The organism is Vibrio renipiscarius (assembly GCF_000827885.1).
Lineage (GTDB): Bacteria > Pseudomonadota > Gammaproteobacteria > Enterobacterales > Vibrionaceae > Vibrio > Vibrio renipiscarius.
In genome coordinates, this window is the sequence record NZ_JTKH01000024.1 from 828348 (window position 1) to 851647 (window position 23300).

Here is a 23300-nt window from a genome sequence, read left to right on the forward strand (position 1 = left end):
TACCTAAATAGTGAACTGTATGGCATTTTGTACGACATATTCGTATGCGAATTTTGAGTATTTTCCTCTCCGTCGCAAAATTAAGCCAAAAAAACAGCAGACTCAGGTTGAGTTTGCCCATGAAAGGGCTGGAAATAAGAGTAACCCAAGACTTGAGAATCCTTTCATGGTTAGGGGGCGAGGCAAGGGCGTAGGATCGCAATGAAGATTTTTGTTAACAAATTTCCAACCATCTAATTATCTGATTAATAAATGGTTATGTCATCTGTTTCATCAATGATGCAATTAAATGCCATGTGGGGCTTTGACACTCTTCGCTGTTTTCCTACGCTTAATAGACGTCAATGTAAGGAGAACAAAATGGCGACTTTAAAACAGGATATACCAAATCGAGTGACGATTTATCATGATGACCTTGATCAGGAAAAGGCAGTGAAAAATGCGCTTTCTCCGGAAAAACCCCGTTATTTCAATGGCTCACCGACTTATCAAGCAGAAAGTGTTGAGTCATTTAAGCAAAAATTAGCCGACGTGGGTTTGTCACTTGATCGGTAGAGATAGCGATGATTAAACGCCAAAGGTCACCTTGTTGTGGCCTTTTACTTTTCTGCGCAGAGGGTTTTGTGCCGCAATTAGGCTCGGAGAGAGACCATCGTCCGAGGTTTTATGCGTAGATTCGGCGAATAACTTACGCTAAGGTGAATTTCAATCTTGCCAAGATAGAGGGGAAGAAAGGTTGGATATTTCTGTTGGTCAAGTCGCTGAACGTACCGGCGTGGCCGTTTCTGCATTGCATTTTTATGAGCAAAAAGGGCTGATCAGTTGCTGGCGCAATAATGGCAATCAGCGTCGATATGATCGTAGTGTGATTCGCCGTGTTGCCGTCATTAAAGCGGCGCAACAAGTGGGTATGTCTTTAGACGAAATCGGCCGTGCATTTGCGTCGTTACCCAAACATAAAGCCCCAACGAAAGCGCAATGGGAGGCGATGGCAACGCAATGGCATGCGGATTTAGAGCATCGGATACTTCAACTTAAATCATTGCAGAATGACTTAAATGGTTGCATTGGATGTGGTTGTTTATCACTTGATAGCTGCAATTTGCGTAACCCGGAAGATTCGCGGGCAACGGAGCACAGTGGTGAGTCTCTATTAACGCATCCTGAAGACGCTCTTTAGTGACGATATGAGTTGGCTGAGGTGTATAGCGATGACCACAAAAGAGGGTGTTCGCCTCTCTTGTGGGTTTGGATCAGAATTAGGCCGTTGTCACTAATTCATAGCTGATCATATACAGCTGGTCGAGGTTAGGATAAATCTCACCGATTAATCGCTTTAACTCATCTAATGGTAGCGCTTCTTGTTCGGCATGGAATTCACTAATGTCATCGAACAACAAAGGTTCTACGGACAAAATCTTAATTTCACATACTTTCTGGTCGGTTTCTAAAGTAAACACTTCGACTTGTGTACCCGGAACATAGTGACTTTCTGCTTCATCTCGAATCGTAATGGTCTTCATGCCTGACGTGATCAGAGGCGTTAGAAATTCAAAGAAAGTAATTTTAGTTGGCGCTTGGCTCATGAGGTATCCACTCTAGGTATTTTAAGTGGAGAGTATACGCCAAAAAGCAGTCAATATTGAATGATTTGGTGCTCGTAAATCGTGAGTGGTATGCGGTGAATGTATCGATGGGGCAAGAGTGAGGGTATTCGCAGCTTGAACTAAGAAAAGCAGTGATAAAGCGTCGAAAAGAAAACGCGCTGGTTAGGTGATAACCAGCGGATTTTGCTATCGCTGATTACGCTGAAAGAGAATGTTTAAGGCAAATATTGGTATTCGTGAATGAACCAACAAACGCGACAATCATCAACGGGCCAAGTAGGCATGACATCAATGCGCATGCTGCTTGCTTTAAGGGGTTAGTCTTAGGTGGCGTAAAAAACTGACTAGCAAAAAAGATGAGTAAACCTGCAATCGACCAAACAATCATAATATCCTCTATTTTTCCTTGAGACCTATTGTCTCTGTAAACAAGATAAAGGCTTTCTGCTCGAAGGTGTTATGCGGGCTGTCACACTTTGCGATGGTGATGCGATAAATAATTTAGGTTAGCCATCAACTCGATTACTTGGTGATCACTCATGGCGGCGTATTTTAGTGACACGAGACATGACAAAGGGTGAATAGAAAAGAGTGACTTTCTTGCTTGGTGCCGTCTAAGCAAGAGATTTCTTAATCCAGATTATGGTTTTTCTGCTTAAGAGTCGTTACCATGCCGCCCATATTTGTGACAATGCACTAATGAAGAACAGCCCTGCAATCGCAGGGCTGTTCTTTTTGGTTGTAAATAGCGCAACCAATAAAATCCCTTGCTCGAGCTGCAGAGCGTTCGCGATTCATCATGGGTGATATCGCGCCTTGCTGCGCTGAACAAGGGCACAGAATGATATAGAGGAAGAGATTTGAGCATTTTGTTTTCACCATCCCGCATTGGCGGAATGACGTTAAAGAACCGTTTTGTTCGTAGCGCAACATGGGAAAATTTGGCGACTGAAGATGGCCACATGACCGATAAACTTTACGATGTTTATCAAGAACTGGCAGAAGGCGAAGTGGGCTTGATTGTGACCGGTTATGCCAACATCGTGGAAGAAGAAAAACCGAACGCTGGTATGATGGGGATGTACAACGACTCTTTCATTGCAGAGTACCAAAAACTGACGGATTTAGTGCATCAATATGATTCTAAAATTGTCATGCAGCTCGCTTATGGCGGTACTAAAACCACGTATAATGTGGGTGAGCGAGTCATTTTTGCACCAAGCGAAGTCGCCGAGCGAGGCACGCAAACGCTTGGAAAAGCGATGACACAACAAGAGATTGATTACATTGTTGAGGCATTTGCGTTAGCCAGTAAGCGTGCGCAAGATTCAGGTTTTGATGGTGTAGAAATTCATGCGGCGCATACTTACCTAATCAACCAATTTTTAAGTCCTTATTATAACCGCCGCGATGATCAATACGGTGGGAGTTTGGAAAACCGTATGCGCTTCTTGGTGGAGATCTACGCGGCGATCAGAGCGCTCGTGGGTGAGGATTTCCCAATCTTGGTTAAGCTGACAGCCACGGAATTTTTCGAGGGCGGCTTAACGTTTGAAGAGACTCGTCTAATTTGTAGAAAGCTGGAGCAATTGGGTGTTGATGCGCTCATTATCTCTGGCAATATTCATGGTAATGCCAATACCTTAGTCGGAGAGTCTTTTGACGGGTTTACGCTGCAGCAAGAGGGCTACTTCCATGAGTATGGCCACGCGGTGAGTCAAGATGTCAACGTACCGGTTATTACGGTGGGTGGATTGAGTGATTTTGACGCAATAGAACGCATGGCGACTCAGACCAATATCCAATATTTTGCGTTATCGCGCCCTTTGTTGGCCGAGCCTAAATTGATTCAACGCTGGAAAGAGGGAACTCGTCACGAAGTGGATTGTGAACGTTGTTCTAAATGCCGCACTAAGCGCGGTAATTTCTGCGTGGTTTATAAGAAAAGAAAATAAACCATCCTCTGCATGTCGCAAGGATGCTAGAGACGCTTATGTTTTGTCGGATTTCAATGATCGCAGCAAGGCGAAGCGTCGCTTGACAGAGAACCGTGATGAAAACAGAAAAACAGAAGATGTTAGCGGGAGAGCCGTATCAAGCGTGGGATGAAACGCTTTATGCGGAGCGTATTGCTTGTCGTAAAACATTACAGCAGCTCAATAATTCGTTGCCAGATACAGATGAGTGGCGTGAAGCTATTGACCGTTTGATCCCCAATGCTCAAGGGGCGTATATCGAACCGCCTTTTCGTTGTGATTACGGTGAAAATATTGTGGTTGGGAAAAATTTCTTTGCCAACTTCAATTGCGTCGTACTCGATGTGGCGAAAGTCACTATTGGCGATAATGTGTTGTTTGGCCCGAATATTCAACTTTATACCGCTGGGCATCCTTTGGATGTTAAGGGGCGTGTAGAAGAGGGGATTGAATTTGGCTTGCCAATTACGATTGGTGATAACGTTTGGCTTGGTGGCAGTGTTGTTGTGTGTCCAGGGATCACGATTGGTGATAATTCCGTGGTGGGTGCGGGCAGTGTTGTCACAAAAGATATCCCACCTAATGTTGTCGCGGCTGGCAACCCATGTCGTGTGATCCGACCGTTAGCGCCTTCTGATCAATAAGTATGATTCATTGGAATCACTGAAATAAAAACGCCTAAGCAGAACTTAGGCGTTTTTTATGATTGCGATTAAAAGTCACGTTTGCTTAAAAGTCACATTCGGCGTTGAACACCAAGCGACGATGATCGTAAGGATGGTCGAACGCTAACTGTTCCGCATGCAGGTGAAGTCGGGCGTCTTTTTCGCCATATAAGCCATCGCCAACCATCGCCATGTTTAATCCCATATGATGCGCACAATGCACGCGAAGCTGATGGGTTCGGCCCGTTTTGGGATGCATATAAAGCTTACTACGACCCGCTTCAATCTTGATCAATTGCCAATAGGTTGTCGCCGGTTTACCGTGTTCAAAGCACACTAATTGGCGTGGGCGGTCATCAGGGTCGCCGCGCATTGGCAGATTAATCTCACCTTGAGTCTCTTTCACCACCCCTTCTACGAGCGCGATATAACGTTTCTCTACTCCACGAGTAATGAATTGTTTTTGTAGACTTTTATTGGCTCGGCGCGTTAAGGCGAAGACCAATAAGCCGGACGTCGCCATATCTAGGCGGTGCAGAACAAAAGGCCCTTCAACGTCAGTAAACATCGCTTGTACGCGTGTGTACGCAGAGTCTTTGATGGTTTTCCCCGGGACAGACAAGAGTCCAGAGGGTTTATTGACCACCACAATGGCGTCATCTTGATAGACGACTTGCAGTGCTTTGTCTGCCGCCCAGTTATCTTCAAGTGGATTTGGGTCTACCTCTAAGCCTTCCAACATATGGCCAAGAATCGGGTTACATTTCCCGTGGCAAGATGGGTAAAACTTCGTGTGTTGGCGCACTTCTGATTTTGGTGAAACACCCCACCAAAACTCGGCCATCGCCAATGGTGTAAAGCCGTGTTTATAGGCGTAGTGCAGTAGCTTAGGGGCGGCACATTCACCGGCGCCTGCTGGTGGCACGGGATTGGTGCTCGGTGCAAAGATTGCTTTGAGTGATTTTTCTTCGCCACGCGCGTTGAGGAAGCAATATTGTTCAAACAATTTGTTTTGCAGCGCGTTAGACAACACTTTGCGTTGTTGCTTCGCTTGGTGTATTTCATCCGTTAGAGCTGTTAATTGGGTTTGAATTTGGCTGATCTTCTCATCCCATTCTAGCTTTAGGTATTTGAGTACGTTTTTCTCAGCCACGCTTTGCTTGGCAAGATCATCCACCACGGTCTTTAATGGCTCGCCGCTCAACGTTTGCTCAGCTTGTTGACGTTGCAATTTTCGCTCTGCACGGCCATCAATCATTGCTTGGCGTTGCTGCGCTTCCAGTGCTTTGTAGTCGGTTTTGTATTGCGCTAACTGCTGGGAAAGCTCTGCCACCAACGGGTTGGCTGTTAATGTTTTTACTTGGCGGTTCAGATCGGTGATTTCTTCAAGTTCAGTACGGAAAAAACACTCTTCAGCCAGCATGTCGAAGACCGGTGGCACAAAATGTGGCAATAAGTTTTGCTCAGCAATTTTGCCTGAAAATGCACTGAGGTAGCCGAGTTCACCTTGAGGTGATCGCACTAACAAGACACCGAACATTTTACCAGTACCGCTATTGGCTTCTGAGGTTGAACCGTCATGAGACAGTGTTTGATCCGCGGTTAGACCAAAATCATGTTGCCATTGGGTTTGCGTCGCCAAATGGTGCTGCAACTGATTGGCCGCTAACACACAAAGCGGATGAGGCTGATAGTAGAAAGGAAAGGTGAAGGCGCTTGGCAATTCAAACGACTCAATAGCGGTGTTAAAGCGGGTAAATAATTGCTCTGGTTGGTGCATGGTAAACTTCTATCAGCGGCTCGATGAGGCGCGATTTTACCTGTTTAAACGAGGAATGCCACCTTGCGTTGCGACAGAGCTTGGCAAGGTGGTGAAAGTCGATGAAGCTTCGGGAAAAGGGACGTTAATCGATAGCGATTATTTCACGTAGTCCGATTGCATACTCGCCAGCCAATGGTGCGCCGTGCCATCACTTTTTTCTACCCAAATATCATTGCGGTACTGCTCGATACGGCCTTTTACACTCAATTTGAAGGTGTTGTCTTTGACCGAAACCACGCGAAGAAATTGATCGGACGTGGTCAATATTGGGTCGCTGTCGCCTAATTCTGAACCGTTGGCAATCAAGAAATATTGATTCAGTTTATTGAGTTTACGGTCGGTTGAAATGATTTTGTAGCCAACCAAGCTGAACTCTTCCCCAATCGGTGTTGAAGACATTTGTGGCCCAAGTGAGGTGTGGGTAGGAATAAACACCCAAGCGGCCACAGCACCTGCAATCAATACAAGTGTAAATAGTGCGATTTTAATTTTTGACATAATCGGCTCTGATTAAAACAAGCGAACAAAGATGGGGGTTAGTTTAGCTTAGCCAGGCGAGTGAGCAAAGCGGCAATCCTGTTCGATTAACGGCAAGCTGTCGGGTTGTTGCTGTCAATGTCGGCAGGAGGTCAGCGTTAGGAGGTTAGCGTTGACGCGAATAGGATAGAAAAAGCCCCGCAAGAGAAATTTGAGAGTGCGGGGCTTTTGGCAGTGGGATTTTGTGTGTGGTTATGTGTCACGCTCACTGAGCATGATTGGCATCATTTCTAAGTATTAAGCGAAGAGGTGCTTAGCATGGAAACGCAAGTGCTCTTCGATAAAGCTCGAGATAAAGTAATAGCTGTGGTCATAGCCTGCTTGCATACGCAAGGTGAGATCGGAACCGTGCAGATCCGCAGCCGCTTGTAGGGCGTTAGGCATCAATTGTTCGTGTAAGAAACCATCCGCATCACCTTGGTCAACCAAGATTGGCAGTGCAGACTTCGCTCGTTTTAATAATTCAGAACTATCGTATTGCTTCCACGCCTCGACGGACGATCCCAAATAAGCAGTAAACGCTTTTTGTCCCCAAGGACATTGAATCGGATTGCTGATTGGGCTAAATGCCGAAATGGAACGATAACAGTCACTATTTTTTAGACCAATAGTAAGCGCGCCATGGCCGCCCATGCTGTGGCCTGAAATCGATTTGAGTTCACTGACAGGGAAGTTTGCCTCAATCAGTTTTGGTAATTCAGAGACGATGTAATCGTACATTTGAAAGTGCTTTGCCCAAGGCTCTTGTGTTGCATTTAAATAGAAGCCAGCGCCTTGGCCAAGGTCATAGCCTTCATCATTCGCTACATTTTCTCCGCGTGGGCTGGTATCTGGGGCAACAATGGCAATGCCGAGTTCAGCCGCAACTCGAAATGCGCCCGCTTTCTGCATGAAGTTTTCATCAGTACAGGTTAAACCCGACAACCAATACACCACTGGCACAGGGTGGCTTGGCGACGCATTCGGTGGTAGAAAAATAGCAAATCGCATTGGGCATGCTAAGACATCAGATTGATGGGTGTATTGTTTGTGCCAACCGCCAAAGACTTTTGCTTGGCTAATGTTTTCGATGGTCATAAGAGTCCTTAAAAATAAACACCCCTCTAAGCAGAGAGGTGTTTTATTCAGTCATATTGACGGTATTGTTTGCCGGTCTTAGTTGCTGGTACAGCGACGTTAACGCAGGAATCTATCTATTTATTTATCCATGTGTAGAACAGTACGGATAGATTCGCCTTTGTGCATTAGTTCAAAGGCTTCGTTCACGTCTTGCAGACCCATGGTGTGAGTAATGAACTCTTGAAGGCCAAACTCACCCGCCATGTAACGGTTCACGATTTCTGGAAGCTCAGAGCGGCCTTTAACACCACCGAAAGCTGAACCACGCCATACTCGACCAGTTACAAGTTGGAACGGACGAGTTGAAATCTCTTGGCCTGCACCTGCAACACCAATGATGACCGATTCGCCCCAACCTTTGTGGCAGCACTCAAGGGCTTGACGCATTACGTTTACGTTACCGATACACTCGAAAGAGTACTCTACGCCGCCGTCAGTCATCTCAACGATAACGTCTTGGATTGGCTTGTCGAATTTCGTTGGGTTGATGCAGTCTGTCGCGCCAAGCTGTTTTGCTAGCTCGAATTTGCTTTCGTTGATATCAACACCAATGATGCGGTTAGCACCCGCCATGCGAGCCCCAATGATGGCAGAAAGACCGATGCCGCCTAGGCCGAATACCGCAACGTTGTCGCCTTTTTCAACTTTCGCCGTGTTCAGTACCGCGCCCATACCGGTTGTTACACCACAACCTAGAAGACAAACTTCTTCAAGTGGTGCTTCTTTGCTTACTTTCGCTAGAGAGATTTCTGGAAGTACAGTGTACTCAGAGAAAGTCGAGCAGCCCATGTAATGGAAAATCGTTTCGCCGTTAATAGAGAAGCGGCTTGTGCCGTCTGGCATTAGGCCTTTACCTTGCGTTTCACGAACGGCTTGGCATAGGTTTGTTTTACCCGATTTACAGAACTTACATTCGCCACATTCAGCGGTGTAAAGTGGGATAACATGGTCACCAACTTCAACACTTGTCACGCCTTCGCCGATCATCTCAACGATACCGCCACCTTCGTGACCAAGAATTGAAGGGAAGATACCTTCTGGATCGTCACCTGATAATGTGAATGCGTCAGTGTGACAAACACCGGTAGCAACGATGCGAACGAGAACCTCGCCCGCTTTAGGAAGTTGTACATCCACTTCTTCCATTTTTAGCGGTTCACCAGCAGCCCAAGCAACCATTGCTTTTGATTTAATGTGAGTTTGACCAGGTTTGATTTCAAGCGTCATTGGATCTTCCTTTTATATAACCGATGAATGATTCATCGGTAACAGAGTTTGATGTAAAGAGTAGCTGAGGTTTTTGTTTCACGCCTCGCTCTTCAGATGCGCCTATTTTATGTATTTCACAAGGAATGATAATCCGGCTAAACTGTAAATTATTTTTACATATACGTAATAATGTGAGAAATCGAGTATGGCTATTTGGGAAGGGGTGAGTGAATTTGTTGCCGTGGCAGAGAGCAATAGCTTTACCGGGGCGGCGAAAAAGCTCAATACGTCGGTGGCGCAGGTTAGCCGTCGTGTCGCGGCGCTAGAAGATCGCTTAGCTGTGAAGTTGTTGCATCGCACAACTCGAAAGGTGACGTTAAGCGAAGCAGGGCAGGTCTATTTTGAGCAATGTAAGTTATTGGTTGAAGGCCTTGAGCTTGCAGAGCTTGCGGTAACGCAATTGCAGACCGCACCAAAAGGAAAATTGAAAATCACGGCGCCAGTCACGTATGGCGAGATGCATATCGCGCCTTTATTGCATGAATTTTTACTGCGTTATCCGCAATTGGATCTGACGTTAGATTTGAGCAACCAAACCGTAGATTTGATTGAAGGGGGATTTGATGTGGCGATTCGTCTTGGTCGCTTGAGAGATTCCACGTTAATTGCGAAACGCCTGGCGTCTCGTCAACTCTATGTATGTGCGAGTCCGGATTATATTCAACGTTATGGCGCCCCTCACACACTTTCTGAGCTTTCACATCATCAATGCTTGGTTGGGTCAGTCGAATACTGGCATTTTAAAGAAAAAACATCGGAGAAATCCCTACGTGTCAGTGGTCGTATTCGATGCAATTCTGGTTTTGCGTTATTAGATGCGGCTAAGCGTGGTTTAGGGTTAGTGCAATTACCCGACTACTATGTGCAAGCGGGATTAGACAGCGGTGAGCTGATTGAGGTGTTGAAAGAATACCGAGATGAGCGAGAAGGAATTTGGGCGCTTTACCCACAAAATCGTAACTTGTCGCCAAAAGTACGTTTGCTGATTGATTTTTTGGTCGAAAAAATGGCGGAATAGGGCCGTTCAGTACCCACCAAGATTGACGATGCTCTACCACCATCTATGGTAGAGAACCGCCACCTTGATCATAATAAAAAATCGAACATCATTCGTTTATCTATTATGCGTCGTTTTCTTGAGCATCTTGCTGCTTGATGACTTTATGGCCATCTTCAGAGACACCACGCTTCCAATAGCTGCTGATGTAAATGAAATCGCGTTCAATTTCTTGATCATTACGTAAGTATTGACGTAACGCGCGCATCGCGTCGAATTCACACGCAACCCAAGCAGAAACCTGACCTTCTAACCAAGCGACAGAACGAACTGCAAGCGCAAGATCCGAGGTGACCCACTTCACTTCAATACCCGCAGGGATGTCCAGTGGCTGGATGTCGTCTTCATGCTCGACTTCAATCACAGCGTAGCCCTTTGCGTTCTCTGGCAGTAACTTTATTTTTGCCGACAAAGCAGGTAAAGCGGTCATGTCTGCGGCTAATAAAAACCAATCAGCATCATGATTGAGGCTTGAAATGGTGCCGGGACCGCGGATTTCAATGCTGTCGCCTATTTGCGCTTCCATTGCCCAGCGAGAGGCAAAGCCACACAAGTTGTCTTCGGTAATATGGCGAACAAAATCCACTTCGATGGCGTTTTCATCCATCATAAAACGACGAATTGTGTAGGTTCGCATCATCGGACGCACGCCTTCAGCAACCGTTGATAGGTCAGTACCACCCTCCGCATTGAACAGCAGCTTTATATAGCCGCCTTCACAGTCGGCTGGAAAGTTGGCCAGTACGTCACCTTGAAGAATAATACGCTGCATGTTCGGAGTAATGGTTTCACTGCTACGAACGGTGACACTTTGAGATTTTGGGGCTTGATGCATGTTCTACTCGATAATCGTTCTTTATTCCATTTGAGAATAACACTCAATATCGCCACAAAATAGTATCTTTAAACTAATTTACATTTGTAACGGTATCGATTCGATGTGATGGATGACTCACCAGAAAGAAGTGAGGTGCGCCGCTCATTGTCGTATTTGGTCATTTATAACATTGGCAGTGTCGAGGCAATGAGCAGTAAGGCCATTGAATAATTAAATGAACGAACCCTAAGGCGGCTGGTTAATAACTGTTGGAGTTTTTGCCCTGCTAAAGTCCAAAAGGAAACAGACGGCACGTTAGCAAGCGCATAAACGAGCGCAATAATGACTAATCCTAATCCGCTGTTAGACGGGTTATAAACACTCACCGCAGTAAGCGCCATTGACCAACCTTTAGGGTTAACCCACTGAAAACAGGCGGCTTGCCAAAAACTCAAGGGTTTATAGTGCGTATTTTTCTCTTTTGGCGGCTGGCTTCGGGCGATTTGCCATGCGAGATAAGCAAGGTAAATTAAGCTGATGACTTTTAACCCGTGATGGATCATTGGGTATTGGTCGAAGATAGCGATTAAGCCAAAGCCAACCAGTATCACCATGGCAGGAAATCCAATCGTAATACCTAACATGTGAGGAATGCTTTTGTTAAACCCGACATTCGCTCCTGATGTCATCAGCATGATGTTGTTTGGGCCGGGTGTAAACGTGGAGACAAACGCGAATAGAGCCAGTGCGGTGAGTTGTTCCCATGGCATAAATGAATCCTCTTTAATTTTTGTGTAATCGTCATTGTTATCTGATGCACTGATAGACAGCACTCAGTGCACCCCGCAACACTTATGCGTCTTGATTTCGCTGGGTGTTGCTCAGCGCGTTAAACCATTTCGACGTCGTCGCGAATGCTGCGGGATAAACAATATTCTACGTAGATATAGGCTCAATTTTGTGCTTTTATTGCTCAATATGGGTTTAAATAAACAAGAAAAGAACGCTATGGATAGGTTTGAAGAGAGAATATTGCAAGAACTCAAAAAGGATGGTCGCATCTCGAATGTCGATCTCGCGAATACGATTGGATTGTCTCCTTCGGCGACGTTGCGTCGAGTACAAGACTTAGAAAAACGGGGTGTCATAACGGGCTATAAAGCCACACTCAATACCGTTGAGTTAGGGATTGGCTTCATTGCTTATGTGTCTATCGGTTTGGCCAGTCACAGTAAAAAGGCGCAATTAGAGTTTGAAGCGCATGTCCGTGATGTCGATGAAGTCGTCGAGTGCCACAATATTACCGGTGTAACCGAATACCTCTTACGGGTAGAGACCAAAGATCTCATTAGCTATAAACAATTTCATGCGGACGTTCTTGGGGAGTGCCAACACGTCACGTCGATCACAACCATGGTGGTCATGGGGTCGCCAAAAGAGGCGCGATAGTGATGGCGTGCCGATGAGGCGCAAGGTGAGCGAACCGTTTGCCGGAAAACTTATTTCGCATGAAACATAAAGATCACATTTGTGACATTTATTGTTCACACTTCCCCTCTAACTTAGTCACCAGTAAAAACAATTGAGCGGAAAGCTCATGACTAACTTAGGGAAGAGAACATGAAAAAAGCAGTAGTGGCATTGGCTGTATTTGCGGGTTTAACGTCAGGGTCTGCATTGGCCGCCACGGTGTATAGTGCCGATGGAACCGAGCTAAAAGTGGGTGGTCGTGTTGAGTTTCGCGGTGATTTCATTGGCTCTAAAGGCGCTGAAATCGATGGGTCGATGAAAGATAGCACTCGTGCCCGACTGAACCTAAAAGGCAAATCTGAAATTACCGACTCATTATCAGCATTTGCGGTTTATGAAGCAGAACAAGATACCGGCACGAGTGAGTTTGAAAACCGCTATATGTTTGCGGGTGTAGAAGGTGATTTTGGTGCGGTGTCATTTGGTCGCCAAGACATGGCTTCAGTGATTATTTCTGACCTAACGGATATCACGGAATTTTCGGGTGTTCAGCAAGTGATTGGTTCGGCCAGTGATAAAGAAGACAGTGTTTTCAAATACGCGGGTGAATTTGATGCACTGCAAGTTCAAGCTACTTACCAAGCCAATGAAGCCAAAGACACCGACGGCTACGGTGTGTCAGGACTTTATTCATTGCCTATGGGCTTAGATCTTGGCGTTGCCTTATCAGGGGCGGATTTGGGTGAAGGTGCCGGTAGTCAATCGGAAGCGCTGTTTGGTGTTGGTTTTACGATTGAGAATCTATACCTTGCCGGTACTTACTCTTTTGGTGACCTAGACGATAAAGCCACGGGCACGGCAGATGAAAAATTCACGGCGATGGAATTGGTTGCACAATATCAATTCAACAAGCAATTATCAGCCGCTGCGCTTTATACTAAGCAAGAAAATGAGCAAGCAGATGGTGCGAAAAATGATGATGTTGAAGGCGTTGAATTGGTTGGCTACTACAAATTCAACAGCAACTTCCGTACTTATCTTTCGTACTACATAAATGGCTTAGATGAGAAGAAAGATGCTGCAGGTATTATCACGGAAGGTGAAGATACATTGCGTCTAGGTGTACGCTACGATTTCTAGTTAACCGCATGATTCAAAGATGAAACGCTGCCCAACTTAAACGTTGGCGGCGTTTTTGTTTTTTGTCCTCTGGATTTAAGGAGTAAAGCAGATTAATCGAATTGTGTGACTTTGATTGTTATTTTATCTGGTTCAGTTACAATGTGCGCCTGTTCGTAGGAAGGGGCATCCGTATTTGTCTCTAAATGCGAATAAAACCAAATTCACTAGTCGCTTTAAAATAAGTTAAATCGATTAAAATCAGCAAGTGTTGCTTGGTATGCAACACCACTGTAAGGATTATACATGCCTATTATTACTCTTCCTGACGGCAGTCAGCGTCAATTTGACAACCCAGTATCTACTCTTGAAGTAGCGCAATCTATCGGCCCTGGTCTTGCTAAAGCAACCATCGCTGGTCGTGTTAATGGTCAACGCGTTGATGCATGCGATCTTATTGAAGAAGATGCAAGCCTAGAAATCATCACAGTAAAAGATGAAGTAGACGGTTTAGAAATCGTTCGTCACTCTTGCGCTCACCTTCTAGGTCATGCAATCAAGCAGCTGTTCCCTCAAGCTAAAATGGCGATCGGTCCAACGATCGACAGCGGTTTCTACTACGATATCGATCTAGAAGAGTCGCTAACGCAAGAAGATCTTGAAAAGATTGAAAAGCGTATGAAAGAGCTTGCGAAGACCAAGTACGAAGTTGTTAAAAAGAAAGTTAGCTGGCAGGAAGCGCGTGACGCATTCGAAGCGCGTGGCGAAACTTACAAAATGGAAATCTTGGATGAGAACGTTGCACGCGACGATCGTCCAGGTCTATACCATCACGAAGAATACATCGACATGTGTCGTGGTCCTCACGTACCAAACATGGGCTTCTGCCAACATTTCACTTTGTTGAATGTTGCAGGCGCTTACTGGCGTGGTAACAGCGACAACAAGATGCTGCAACGTATTTACGGTACTGCTTTCCACGATAAGAAAGCACTTAAGGCGCACCTGACTCGCCTTGAAGAAGCGGCGAAACGCGACCACCGTAAATTAGGTAAGCAGCTTGACCTATTCCACATGCAGCAAGAAGCACCAGGTATGGTATTCTGGCATCATAATGGTTGGTCAATCTTCCGTGATCTAGAAGTATTTGTACGCTCTAAGCTAGACGAATACGGCTACCAAGAAGTGAAAGGTCCACTTATTATGGATCGCGTTCTTTGGGAGCGCTCTGGTCACTGGGACAAGTACGCAGAAGCGATGTTCACGACCTCTTCTGAGAATCGTGATTACGCATTGAAACCGATGAACTGTCCTGGTCACATTCAGATCTTTAACCAAGGTTTGAAGTCTTACCGTGATCTACCATTACGTATGGCTGAGTTTGGCTCTTGTCACCGTAATGAACCATCTGGTGCACTACACGGTATCATGCGTGTACGTGGCTTTACTCAGGATGACGCTCATATTTTCTGTACTGAGAGTCAAATCCAAGAGGAAGTGACGAGCTGTATCAAAATGGTTTATGATACATACCAGACATTCGGTTTTGACAATATTGTTGTTAAACTATCAACGCGTCCTGAAAACCGTGTTGGTTCTGATGAGATTTGGGACCAATCTGAAGAAGCGCTTAAGCTTTCTCTTGAATCTATGGACATCCCATATGAGATTCAAGAAGGCGAAGGTGCATTCTATGGTCCTAAGATCGAATTTACTCTGCATGATTGCTTAGACCGTGCGTGGCAATGTGGTACAGTACAGCTAGACTTCAACCTACCGAATCGCCTTGGTGCGACTTACGTAGGTGAGAGTAATGAGCGTCTAGTACCTGTTATGATCCACCGTGCAATTCTAGGCTCTCTAGAGCGTTTCATCGGTATTCTAATTGAGGAATACGCGGGCTTCTTCCCAACGTGGTTGGCTCCTGAACAAGCAGTAATTATGAACATTACTGACAAACAGGCCGATTATGCACAAGAAGTAGCAAAAAAATTGCAAAAAAGTGGAATTAGAGCCAAAGCGGACTTGAGAAATGAGAAGATTGGCTTTAAAATCCGCGAACATACATTGAAACGTGTACCGTTTATGCTAGTTTGTGGCGACCAAGAGATGGAAGCAGGCGAAATCGCAGTCCGTACACGTAGAGGCAAGGATCTTGGCAAATTTAAAGTGGATGATTTAATTACATACATCCAAGCCGAGATTACTAGCCGTAAGCTCAATCTGGAGGAATAAGCTATTAAAGGCGGAAGACGCGGCCAACAGCCGGTAAAACAAAACCCGCACCGTTTAAACGGTGAGATTCGTGGCGTACGTGAAGTTCGTTTAACTGGTGCTGACGGTGAGTCAGTTGGTGTTGTATCAATTCAGGAAGCTGTAGCTGCTGCTGAAGAAGCAGGTATGGATCTTGTTGAGATCAGCCCTAACGCGGAGCCACCAGTCTGTCGCGTGATGGATTACGGCAAATTCCTCTTTGAAAAGAGCAAATCTGCTAAAGAGCAGAAGAAAAAGCAAAAGCAGGTTCAGATCAAGGAAATTAAATTCCGACCTGGAACTGATATTGGAGACTATCAGGTAAAACTACGCAACCTGACTGGTTTCCTTGAAGACGGCAACAAAGTGAAAGTAACTATTCGCTTCCGTGGCCGTGAGATGGCTCACCAAGACATCGGTGTTGATGTTCTTCGTCGCTTGAAAGAAGATACTATAGAGTTTGCTGTAGTTGAATCATTCCCAAGCCGTATCGAAGGCCGTCAGATGATCATGGTACTAGCCCCTAAAAAGAAGTAATTAACGGCCTTACAAGTAGAAATACTCAGTCGTTATAAGACGGCTGAGTTTTTTTCGCCCTAATTACTATTGTTATAAACAACTCAACAATGCGGAGTTATTCATCATGCCTAAGATGAAAACCAACAAAGGTGCTGCTAAGCGTTTTAAGAAAACTGCTGGTGGTATTAAGTTTAAGCACGCTACTAAACGTCACATCCTGACTAAGCGTACTACTAAGAACAAGCGTCAGCTACGTCCAAATGCAATCCTTCCTAAGTGTGAAGTGGCTGCAATTGCTCGTATGATGCCATACGCTTAATTCTTTTTAGTTTAATAATCGTTTAGTTTAGGAGAAGCATAATGCCTCGCGTAAAACGTGGTGTACAAGCTCGTGCACGTCATAAGAAAGTTCTAAAACAAGCTAAAGGTTACTACGGAGCACGTTCACGTGTTTACCGCGTAGCTTTCCAAGCAGTTACCAAAGCTGGTCAATACGCTTACCGTGACCGTCGTACCAAGAAACGTCAATTCCGTCAACTTTGGATTGCACGTATCAACGCGGCATCTCGTCAAAATGGTCTATCTTACAGCCGTTTCATCAACGGTCTTAAGAAAGCATCTATCGAGATCGATCGTAAGATTCTTGCTGACATCGCAGTATTCGACAAAGCAGCATTTGCTGTACTAGTTGAAAAAGCGAAAGCTGCTCTTTAATTAGATCGCAGTTCAGGTTAATGAAAGGAGAGCTTAGGCTCTCCTTTTTTCTTATTGGTCCATTATTTCTACTTCTGTTCTTTCCTCATTTATCCATGGTTCAGTTCATTCGGCGAATGCGAACTGCCATATTGCTCGCGCTTCTTCCGTTAGCCCCTCATCATGATTATTTCCACATTGGGCTTCTATTCCAATCCACCTAAGTCTTTGCTCACTCTTGCGGGTTAAAATTGCTGATAACGTCGTTTCATCGTTTTTAAATCGTGCTGCAATGATAATCATGAGTTAACCACCATCTGCGCCTGATCTTCGCGTAGGCGGTTCTATTCTTCTTCTTGTTATCTCACACTATTATTCTCAATTACGCCCTCAGCATCACTCTCAGTGGGTTATTACATACATTTCATTGCATTGTGCGACAAATAGAATTCGATGGCATTAGTGTGCAAGCATAGAACTGAGGCAAGATAGATGCTTATTTTTTAAGGTGCATCTCAAGTTAATGGCTAACGACAATAGCGAGTGATTGGATACTAGAGGGATCAAAGTTTGCGGATTTACTATCGTCATAATTCATTGTGTGGACGTCTAAATGGCAATGGGAAGAAAATACCAATCTTGAAGCGTTGGTTATATTCGCTTTCAAGTGAAGAGGAGTTGCATCCATTTTCACTAAGCGACATTAATGCAGTGTTGTTCAATCGACATCATTCGATAGGTTGCTCGCTAAAAGCCCCCCTTAAATACGTTAGTTGGCAAAATGAGGCGCAATGGTATGAGTTGTTTGAGGGGGAGCAAGTCTATTTGCCTAAATGCATTATTTTCACTAATGGTATCGAGTCTTATGCGATCGTTGTCATTGGCTATCATTATGAATTGCGCGTTTGGCATGATAACGCCCGCGTCGAGCGGACGAAACCACAATGGTTCTCTCATCAACCGGTAGTGGATGAGAAAGAGCTACAAGCAATAACCACAAGCTTTAGGCAACTGCTTTGTCATATTCAACGTGAAAATGACAAAGAAATGGAACACCCAAAATTTGAGTGAGAGTGCGGTGGCAGCAACGTTTGTTTTTTACTCGCTTGCCAGAGGGGGAGCGAGTACATTTTACCGATGCCAAACTTATCCATCATCGCGTTATCAGGTTATCCTATCGATACACATCGCTTCTTTATCACTTTTCATCTCGTTTAGATTATCACGAGCCTCATCGATGGCCTGTTTGAGCTTGTTGTCAAAACACGCTGCCGTACCATAGCTAAAAGCGATGCGTTCCTGCTGATAAGATTGATTAAATGAGTCAATGAAATGCTGAGCACAGTTCACATCAATAACGGTGATAAATTTATCGCCTTCAACTCTAAAGACATAGCCGTTGTTTGATGTTGAATGCATTAATTGAGCAGCGAAATTGACCAAGACCTTATTGCCAACATCGTGTCCTTGAGTTTGATTGATTCTCTTGAAATTATCCAAGTTAAAATAAAAGACTTGGTAAGCCCCGAATGGGATGAGAGGGACCGTCGACAAGTTGTAGCATTGCGTCAGGTTGTCAGTCAGCGTTAATGTGTTAATTCGATTAAAGTGTTGGAATAGGCCATTAATAATGCAGCCGTAACTCGCGATTAATAGTCCCTCATCAAGTAGGGCATCAGCAAATGGGAAACGGTGACTGATGAGTTGTTCGATGATAATAATTTCGGTGATCGAGTCGTAAACACCATTGGCGATGGCAAGATAAAGCCCGAACTTTATCATTTTAGAGTTAATCAGTTTACCAATCATCGAAGAGAGCAGTAATACGCAATATAACCGGGTGACTTCTAGGAAATAATCATAAAAAGACTCAAGCGGGATCTGAAACACGACAACCGGCACGATATAAATGACCGGGACGATAGAAAACGTAATGGCGCTTTTGATGATCCAGTTGGGCAAGTTGTGATTATTGAACAGTGAACGCATGAAAACCTAGAAAAAACGAATTAGAATCTAGCCAATACTAGCAAATCGTCAGTCACAATAATGCAAGTTATTGCACACAACGGAAAGATGCTCTTCCTGCCTATTGATAGGGCCGTTCGCGATAGTCAGTATGCGCGTCACTGTGATATGGCATATATCGAGTGACCAGAGAAAGGGGGGATGTGGTGACGGGGGCGAGAGGAAAAATAAGGCGCTATTGCGGATGAATAGCACCTCTTTATCAAAGTATTACCACATCAGATCATCAGGGACCACGAAGTCTGCGTATGGGTCATCTTCCACGGGTACGTCCGCTTCAGGCTGTTTCTGTTCGATAATAACTTGCTCATCACGTTGTGCGATTTTGTTGGCGACAACGCTTGGAATAATGACATAGCTTTCTTCATTACGTGCAATCGTCAAAATACCGCTGATCAGTTGTGAACGAGTCATGTTATCCACATACAGCGATTTGATGAGCGTGCCGTCAGTGAAGTTGTATTTGATATCGCCATTTTTAAAATCGATTTTATTCATTTCGATTAATTGTTTGATTTGGGCGCGGACTTCGTTGTTCAGACGCTGTTCGTTCTGCTGCGTGCTTAATTCTTTATCACGCTCTTGCTGTTGGCGCTTATTTTCTTCAACAGCCGCTTTTACTTCACGAGCTTGAACGCGAGATTTCTTCGAGCCCTTTTTCGCTTTATTCAGTTTTTTTTCGTTTACTAAGCCTGCTTTTAACATTTGCTCTTGCAGAGTTAACTTTGCCATGGTCATTCCAATCTGATTTTATCTCCGTGTATTTTATCGGCTACACCGCTGCAAATAAAGTTCGATCAAGAACAATCGTGATGATTCTGGTTATCTTCAGCGATAAAGGGGCGATAAACGGGGAGGAATACGTCGAATACGACGGTGTTTGTCTATGATCTTACAAAAGAAGCGCGCTATCGTTCGATTCAAGCGCACCTTCTTTCACGGTGACATACTGTGCTCGTGGGGATTACGCTGGCGTTTTAGCTGCGTAGGTTGCGACAAAGCTTGTCACCGCAGACTCGATAACCTTCTTGAGCTCTTCACAACTAGGTGGTGGCTGATGGGCTAAGAGTTGTGGCCAAAAAACAATCGCTTTAATGCTGCCAATGTATTGTTCCACTGCAAGCGGAATGTCATCAACGACCAGTTGGCCGGCCTCAATGCCTTGTGTGATCCACTGGCAAAGCCCATAGCTATCTTCGATAGCGTTAAATTTTTTCATTAGCAGTGCAGACGTATTTGCGCATCGTATGCATTCAGCCATGACCAATCTAGCAGTGATTTGAAAATCAGCGGTATTGATATAGCACATTTGCTTAAGCGTCAGTTCAGACAGCTGTTGAGCAACTGAAACAGAAGGTTCAAATTTCAACTCACATTGGTCATTAAAGCGACACATTAGCTTGTCTACAATAACTTCGAATAGAGCATCTTTGTTTGGGTAGTATTTGTAAAGCGTGCGCTTAGAGACGCCAGCATGCTTAGAAATACCTTCCATACTTGCTTGCTCAAAGCCTTTTTGCAAAAAAACCTCAATGGCAGATTTAATGATATCTTCTTGTTTTATATCGCTTCTTTTTATCATGGTTCGCTTCCAAAAGAATTGCCATGGCAACAAAAGTAAACGGTAGTGTTTACTTATTGTTAAGCTGTAACTAAAGTATACACCATCGTTTACTTTTATTGATAGCGAATAGGTCATGAAAATGAGCAATAGAGTTAAAACGTCTTTGGCTTTTCTTTTTGATAGTAAGGCCGCCCGCCGCCGCAAAAAAGCGCAGCGTAGAAAGCAAATTCGAAAGGCGAGCGAGTCAATCCGAATGCAACGTATCGCTGACTCGGAACAATTTCGCGGAGGGCGGGTAAAGGTGAATATGCCCAGTGTACCGAGCACGCAAAGCATGTCGGACATCTTGTGGACATTTTTCTTTAAGCGAAACGCACTGAAACCACAAATTGAATTGCCTTATCAAGCGATCAATCCACAATGTTTTGAACGGCCTTATAAAAAGCCTCGAGTCACCTGGTTAGGGCACTCAAGTCTTTATATTGAAATCGAAAATAAAAGAATCCTGATTGATCCGGTGTTTGACTATGCATCCCCTTGGGTGGCGAAACGGTTATTTGCGAGAAATGTAAAAGTACCGATTAAACGCGAAGATCTGCCGATTCCAGATGCAATCGTTATTTCCCATGATCATTATGATCATCTGGAAGAGTCAACGATTCGCTACTACGCCAACATCGCAGAGCAACGCCAGGTCCGGTTTATTGTGCCTTTGGCCGTGGGTCGCCATTTGGAGCGTTGGGGTGTCGAACCTAATCAAATCGAAGAATTGGATTGGTGGCAATCGACGCAGCTCGGGCGTTTAACTTTCACCGCAACCCCTGCAAACCATAACTCTGGACGCACAGGGTTTGATAGTAATCAGACGCTATGGGCATCTTGGGTCATCAAGGGCACCAATGATACTTTGTTTTATAGCGGGGATAGCGCCTACGATGCGCATTTCAAACAGATCGGAGAGCGCTTTGGTCCCTTTGATCTCGCGTTTATTGAAGTGGCCGCTAATGTAAAGGATGGCCAAGGATTCCCCGTTGAAAACTGGGGGCACATGCAAGCAAAGCATACAATGCAGGCTTTTCATGATTTAGGCGCGAAACAATTGATGCCAGTGCATTGGTCGACGTATGAATTGTTTTCTCACCGTTGGGATGAGCCAATGATAGATTTGCTCGAAGAAACAGCAAAATACGCCATGCCTTTGGTCACTCCTATGATTGGGCAGAGTTTTGAAATCCGTGAACAGATCCAAACGGAGCAGTGGTGGCATATGCCCATGCTTGAGTCGGTTAAAGCAAAATTCAGCTATCAAAGTTAGCGGATACCCCCTTTTGAAATAAGGGGGTTCCACTTTGATTAAACGTCGATTAACGGCGAGTATCTAGAGGCAAAATTACAGCGTGGAGGCTGTTGGCACTTCAGTGCGAACGGGATCGAACTTGAGCGTTTGTGTCGGGAAGGCAATGTCCGCATCATGCTGATGAATAATCGCCATAATTTGCAACAACACATCTTGCTTGACTTCGTGGTAGCGGATCCAGTTGACCGTTTTGGTAAAGGTGTAAACCAGTAAATCTAATGATGATGGGCCAAACGCGTTGAAGTTGACGATCAGTGTTTGGTTGGCATCAATATCGGGATGGTTTTCTAACATGTGTTTAATGTCAGTGACGATTTGTGCGACTTTAGCGCCGTCATCATAGCGAATACCAATGGTTTCATTAATTCGACGATTCAGCATTCGCGAAGGGTTTTCAACCACAATGCTACTAAACACCGAGTTTGGTACATAGATAGGGCGTTTATCAAAGGTACGAATGATGGTCATACGCCAACCAATGCGCTCAACCGTGCCTTCAATTTGGCGATCAGGGGAACGAACCCAATCCCCAACTTTGAAAGGGCGATCAAAGTAGATCATCATGCCGCCAAAGAAATTCGATAATAGGTCTTTGGCCGCCAAACCGACAATCAAACCACCCACACCACCAAAGGTGAGTAAGCCTGATAGGCTCAACCCAAAAGCTTGCATGACGGTCAGTGCGCCAATCACAATAAAGAACAGTCTAGCGACTTTAGCAATCGCTTGAACGGTCGTTTCATCGCGGTTTTTCTGATCGAGCACGAATGTTTCCACGTTATTGATCAAACGCATCGTGATCCAAACAAAAATACCAATCACCAAAATGAGCTTGAGTGTGCTTAGCCAGTTAAGCGTTGAACTCATGTGGTTTTGGAGTAAAAAGCCGAGTGAAATTGTGGCAGGCCAACACCAAATTAAGGTACTGATGGGGGTTTTAAGCGCACTTAGAGTGAGGTCATCCCAATGAAATGAGGTTCGGCTCACGAGCAACTCTAAGCGTCCATAGATCAGTCTCCAGGCTATCCAAGCAAAAAAACTGGCGACAGTGATAAACAGTACGTTTGTGTCGAACTGCTGAGTAAAATAATCCCAATTTTGCGGGATTAGGTTTTTAAGTTCGTTCATTTTCAGAGATCTTATTATTCAATGGAGAACGACCTGTCATCGCATGAGGCCGTCCGAGTTAAGCTGCATTCGAGTATATACATAACATGCAGGAGCGAATACGTATGGGCTTAATAATGCACTAATTTGTAAGTGAATTAAGGTATTTATGAAAGCACATTGTACATTTACTCGTGAATTCGTCATTCATCGCTCATCTGTTGCTTGAAATGTGACGGCTAGATTGCTGGGTGCGAGTGTCATAGTGTGGTTTTGGTGGGCGGGATACGGGGCTTCTACCGGTTTTATTTCTGTGTCTTA

General features: G+C 44.8%; 25 protein-coding genes. 13 read left to right on the forward strand and 12 right to left on the reverse strand.

Annotated elements, in window-relative coordinates; translation table 11 throughout:
- Positions 1-360 precede the first annotated feature (360 nt).
- The gene (locus tag OJ16_RS17330) at positions 361-555 is read left to right on the forward strand and encodes a hypothetical protein (protein ID WP_040992500.1); all 195 of its coding nucleotides are present in this window, start codon (positions 361-363) and stop codon (positions 553-555) included.
- Between the two features lie 181 nt (positions 556-736).
- A complete protein-coding gene (gene soxR / locus OJ16_RS17335; protein ID WP_040992501.1) occupies positions 737-1180 on the forward strand; it encodes a redox-sensitive transcriptional activator SoxR in 444 nt (147 codons plus the stop codon).
- Between the two features lie 79 nt (positions 1181-1259).
- Here the strand turns inward: soxR and yqfB are convergent, their stop codons facing one another.
- Positions 1260-1586 carry a N(4)-acetylcytidine aminohydrolase gene (gene yqfB / locus OJ16_RS17340; RefSeq protein WP_040992502.1) on the reverse strand — a complete coding sequence of 109 codons (327 nt, stop codon included), beginning with the start codon at positions 1584-1586 and terminating at the stop codon, positions 1260-1262.
- An 881-nt stretch (positions 1587-2467) separates the two neighbouring features.
- On the opposite strand from yqfB, the gene OJ16_RS17350 reads away from it, so the two are divergent.
- On the forward strand, positions 2468-3562 hold the full coding sequence (locus OJ16_RS17350; RefSeq protein ID WP_040992505.1) for an NADH:flavin oxidoreductase: 1095 nt from the start codon (positions 2468-2470) through the stop codon (positions 3560-3562).
- 98 nt (positions 3563-3660) lie between these two features.
- Positions 3661-4227, forward strand: a complete 567-nt coding sequence (locus tag OJ16_RS17355) for a sugar O-acetyltransferase (RefSeq protein ID WP_040992507.1) — start codon at positions 3661-3663, stop codon at positions 4225-4227.
- 85 nt (positions 4228-4312) lie between these two features.
- On the opposite strand, the gene OJ16_RS17360 is transcribed toward OJ16_RS17355, so the two are convergent.
- The 4 genes from OJ16_RS17360 to OJ16_RS17375 form a co-directional block, all read right to left on the reverse strand.
- On the reverse strand, positions 4313-6028 hold the full coding sequence (locus tag OJ16_RS17360) for an RluA family pseudouridine synthase (protein WP_040992510.1): 1716 nt from the start codon (positions 6026-6028) through the stop codon (positions 4313-4315).
- A gap of 138 nt (positions 6029-6166) precedes the next feature.
- Positions 6167-6568: a hypothetical protein gene (locus tag OJ16_RS17365; protein ID WP_040992511.1), complete on the reverse strand. Its 402-nt coding sequence runs from the start codon at positions 6566-6568 to the stop codon at positions 6167-6169.
- A 276-nt stretch (positions 6569-6844) separates the two neighbouring features.
- The gene (gene fghA / locus OJ16_RS17370) at positions 6845-7684 is read right to left on the reverse strand and encodes an S-formylglutathione hydrolase (RefSeq protein WP_040992512.1); all 840 of its coding nucleotides are present in this window, start codon (positions 7682-7684) and stop codon (positions 6845-6847) included.
- A 120-nt stretch (positions 7685-7804) separates the two neighbouring features.
- A complete protein-coding gene (locus OJ16_RS17375) occupies positions 7805-8953 on the reverse strand; it encodes an S-(hydroxymethyl)glutathione dehydrogenase/class III alcohol dehydrogenase (protein ID WP_040992513.1) in 1149 nt (382 codons plus the stop codon).
- Positions 8954-9140: 187 nt separating this feature from the next.
- On the opposite strand from OJ16_RS17375, the gene OJ16_RS17380 reads away from it, so the two are divergent.
- Positions 9141-10013 carry a LysR family transcriptional regulator gene (locus OJ16_RS17380; RefSeq protein WP_040992514.1) on the forward strand — a complete coding sequence of 291 codons (873 nt, stop codon included), beginning with the start codon at positions 9141-9143 and terminating at the stop codon, positions 10011-10013.
- A 103-nt stretch (positions 10014-10116) separates the two neighbouring features.
- Here the strand turns inward: OJ16_RS17380 and OJ16_RS17385 are convergent, their stop codons facing one another.
- Together OJ16_RS17385 and OJ16_RS17390 are read right to left on the reverse strand one after the other, a co-directional pair.
- On the reverse strand, positions 10117-10887 hold the full coding sequence (locus OJ16_RS17385; protein ID WP_040992515.1) for a siderophore-interacting protein: 771 nt from the start codon (positions 10885-10887) through the stop codon (positions 10117-10119).
- 164 nt (positions 10888-11051) lie between these two features.
- Entirely contained in the window at positions 11052-11639 is a 588-nt protein-coding gene (locus OJ16_RS17390; RefSeq protein WP_040992516.1) for a LysE family translocator, read from the reverse strand.
- A gap of 238 nt (positions 11640-11877) precedes the next feature.
- Between OJ16_RS17390 and OJ16_RS17395 the strand changes: the two genes are divergently transcribed.
- From OJ16_RS17395 to rplT, 6 genes are all read left to right on the forward strand, one after another.
- Entirely contained in the window at positions 11878-12318 is a 441-nt protein-coding gene (locus OJ16_RS17395; RefSeq protein WP_040992756.1) for an Lrp/AsnC family transcriptional regulator, read from the forward strand.
- A 171-nt stretch (positions 12319-12489) separates the two neighbouring features.
- Positions 12490-13479 carry a porin gene (locus tag OJ16_RS17400; protein WP_040992517.1) on the forward strand — a complete coding sequence of 330 codons (990 nt, stop codon included), beginning with the start codon at positions 12490-12492 and terminating at the stop codon, positions 13477-13479.
- Positions 13480-13764: 285 nt separating this feature from the next.
- The gene (thrS, locus tag OJ16_RS17405) at positions 13765-15693 is read left to right on the forward strand and encodes a threonine--tRNA ligase (RefSeq protein WP_040992519.1); all 1929 of its coding nucleotides are present in this window, start codon (positions 13765-13767) and stop codon (positions 15691-15693) included.
- Between the two features lie 3 nt (positions 15694-15696).
- Positions 15697-16248, forward strand: a complete 552-nt coding sequence (gene infC, locus OJ16_RS17410) for a translation initiation factor IF-3 (protein ID WP_082030270.1) — start codon at positions 15697-15699, stop codon at positions 16246-16248.
- Between the two features lie 106 nt (positions 16249-16354).
- The gene (rpmI, locus tag OJ16_RS17415) at positions 16355-16549 is read left to right on the forward strand and encodes a 50S ribosomal protein L35 (protein WP_005599947.1); all 195 of its coding nucleotides are present in this window, start codon (positions 16355-16357) and stop codon (positions 16547-16549) included.
- Between the two features lie 41 nt (positions 16550-16590).
- The gene (gene rplT / locus OJ16_RS17420) at positions 16591-16944 is read left to right on the forward strand and encodes a 50S ribosomal protein L20 (RefSeq protein WP_040992521.1); all 354 of its coding nucleotides are present in this window, start codon (positions 16591-16593) and stop codon (positions 16942-16944) included.
- A gap of 105 nt (positions 16945-17049) precedes the next feature.
- Here the strand turns inward: rplT and OJ16_RS20085 are convergent, their stop codons facing one another.
- Entirely contained in the window at positions 17050-17226 is a 177-nt protein-coding gene (locus OJ16_RS20085) for a hypothetical protein (RefSeq protein ID WP_160289873.1), read from the reverse strand.
- Positions 17227-17562: 336 nt separating this feature from the next.
- Here OJ16_RS20085 and OJ16_RS17425 point away from each other — a divergent pair, with 336 nt between their 5' ends.
- Complete coding sequence (locus OJ16_RS17425) at positions 17563-17994, forward strand: hypothetical protein (protein WP_201773368.1); 432 nt, start codon at positions 17563-17565, stop codon at positions 17992-17994.
- Between the two features lie 93 nt (positions 17995-18087).
- On the opposite strand, the gene OJ16_RS17430 is transcribed toward OJ16_RS17425, so the two are convergent.
- From OJ16_RS17430 to OJ16_RS17440, 3 genes are all read right to left on the reverse strand, one after another.
- A complete protein-coding gene (locus OJ16_RS17430) occupies positions 18088-18912 on the reverse strand; it encodes a diguanylate cyclase domain-containing protein (protein ID WP_052810379.1) in 825 nt (274 codons plus the stop codon).
- A gap of 249 nt (positions 18913-19161) precedes the next feature.
- The gene (locus OJ16_RS17435; protein ID WP_040992523.1) at positions 19162-19683 is read right to left on the reverse strand and encodes a DUF2058 domain-containing protein; all 522 of its coding nucleotides are present in this window, start codon (positions 19681-19683) and stop codon (positions 19162-19164) included.
- Between the two features lie 232 nt (positions 19684-19915).
- The gene (locus tag OJ16_RS17440) at positions 19916-20533 is read right to left on the reverse strand and encodes a TetR/AcrR family transcriptional regulator (protein ID WP_040992524.1); all 618 of its coding nucleotides are present in this window, start codon (positions 20531-20533) and stop codon (positions 19916-19918) included.
- A 121-nt stretch (positions 20534-20654) separates the two neighbouring features.
- Between OJ16_RS17440 and OJ16_RS17445 the strand changes: the two genes are divergently transcribed.
- Positions 20655-21830, forward strand: coding sequence for an MBL fold metallo-hydrolase (locus tag OJ16_RS17445; RefSeq protein WP_328286857.1), 1176 nt, complete (start codon positions 20655-20657; stop codon positions 21828-21830).
- A gap of 75 nt (positions 21831-21905) precedes the next feature.
- Here the strand turns inward: OJ16_RS17445 and OJ16_RS17450 are convergent, their stop codons facing one another.
- Entirely contained in the window at positions 21906-23000 is a 1095-nt protein-coding gene (locus OJ16_RS17450) for a mechanosensitive ion channel family protein (RefSeq protein ID WP_040992526.1), read from the reverse strand.
- Positions 23001-23300: the final 300 nt, after the last annotated feature.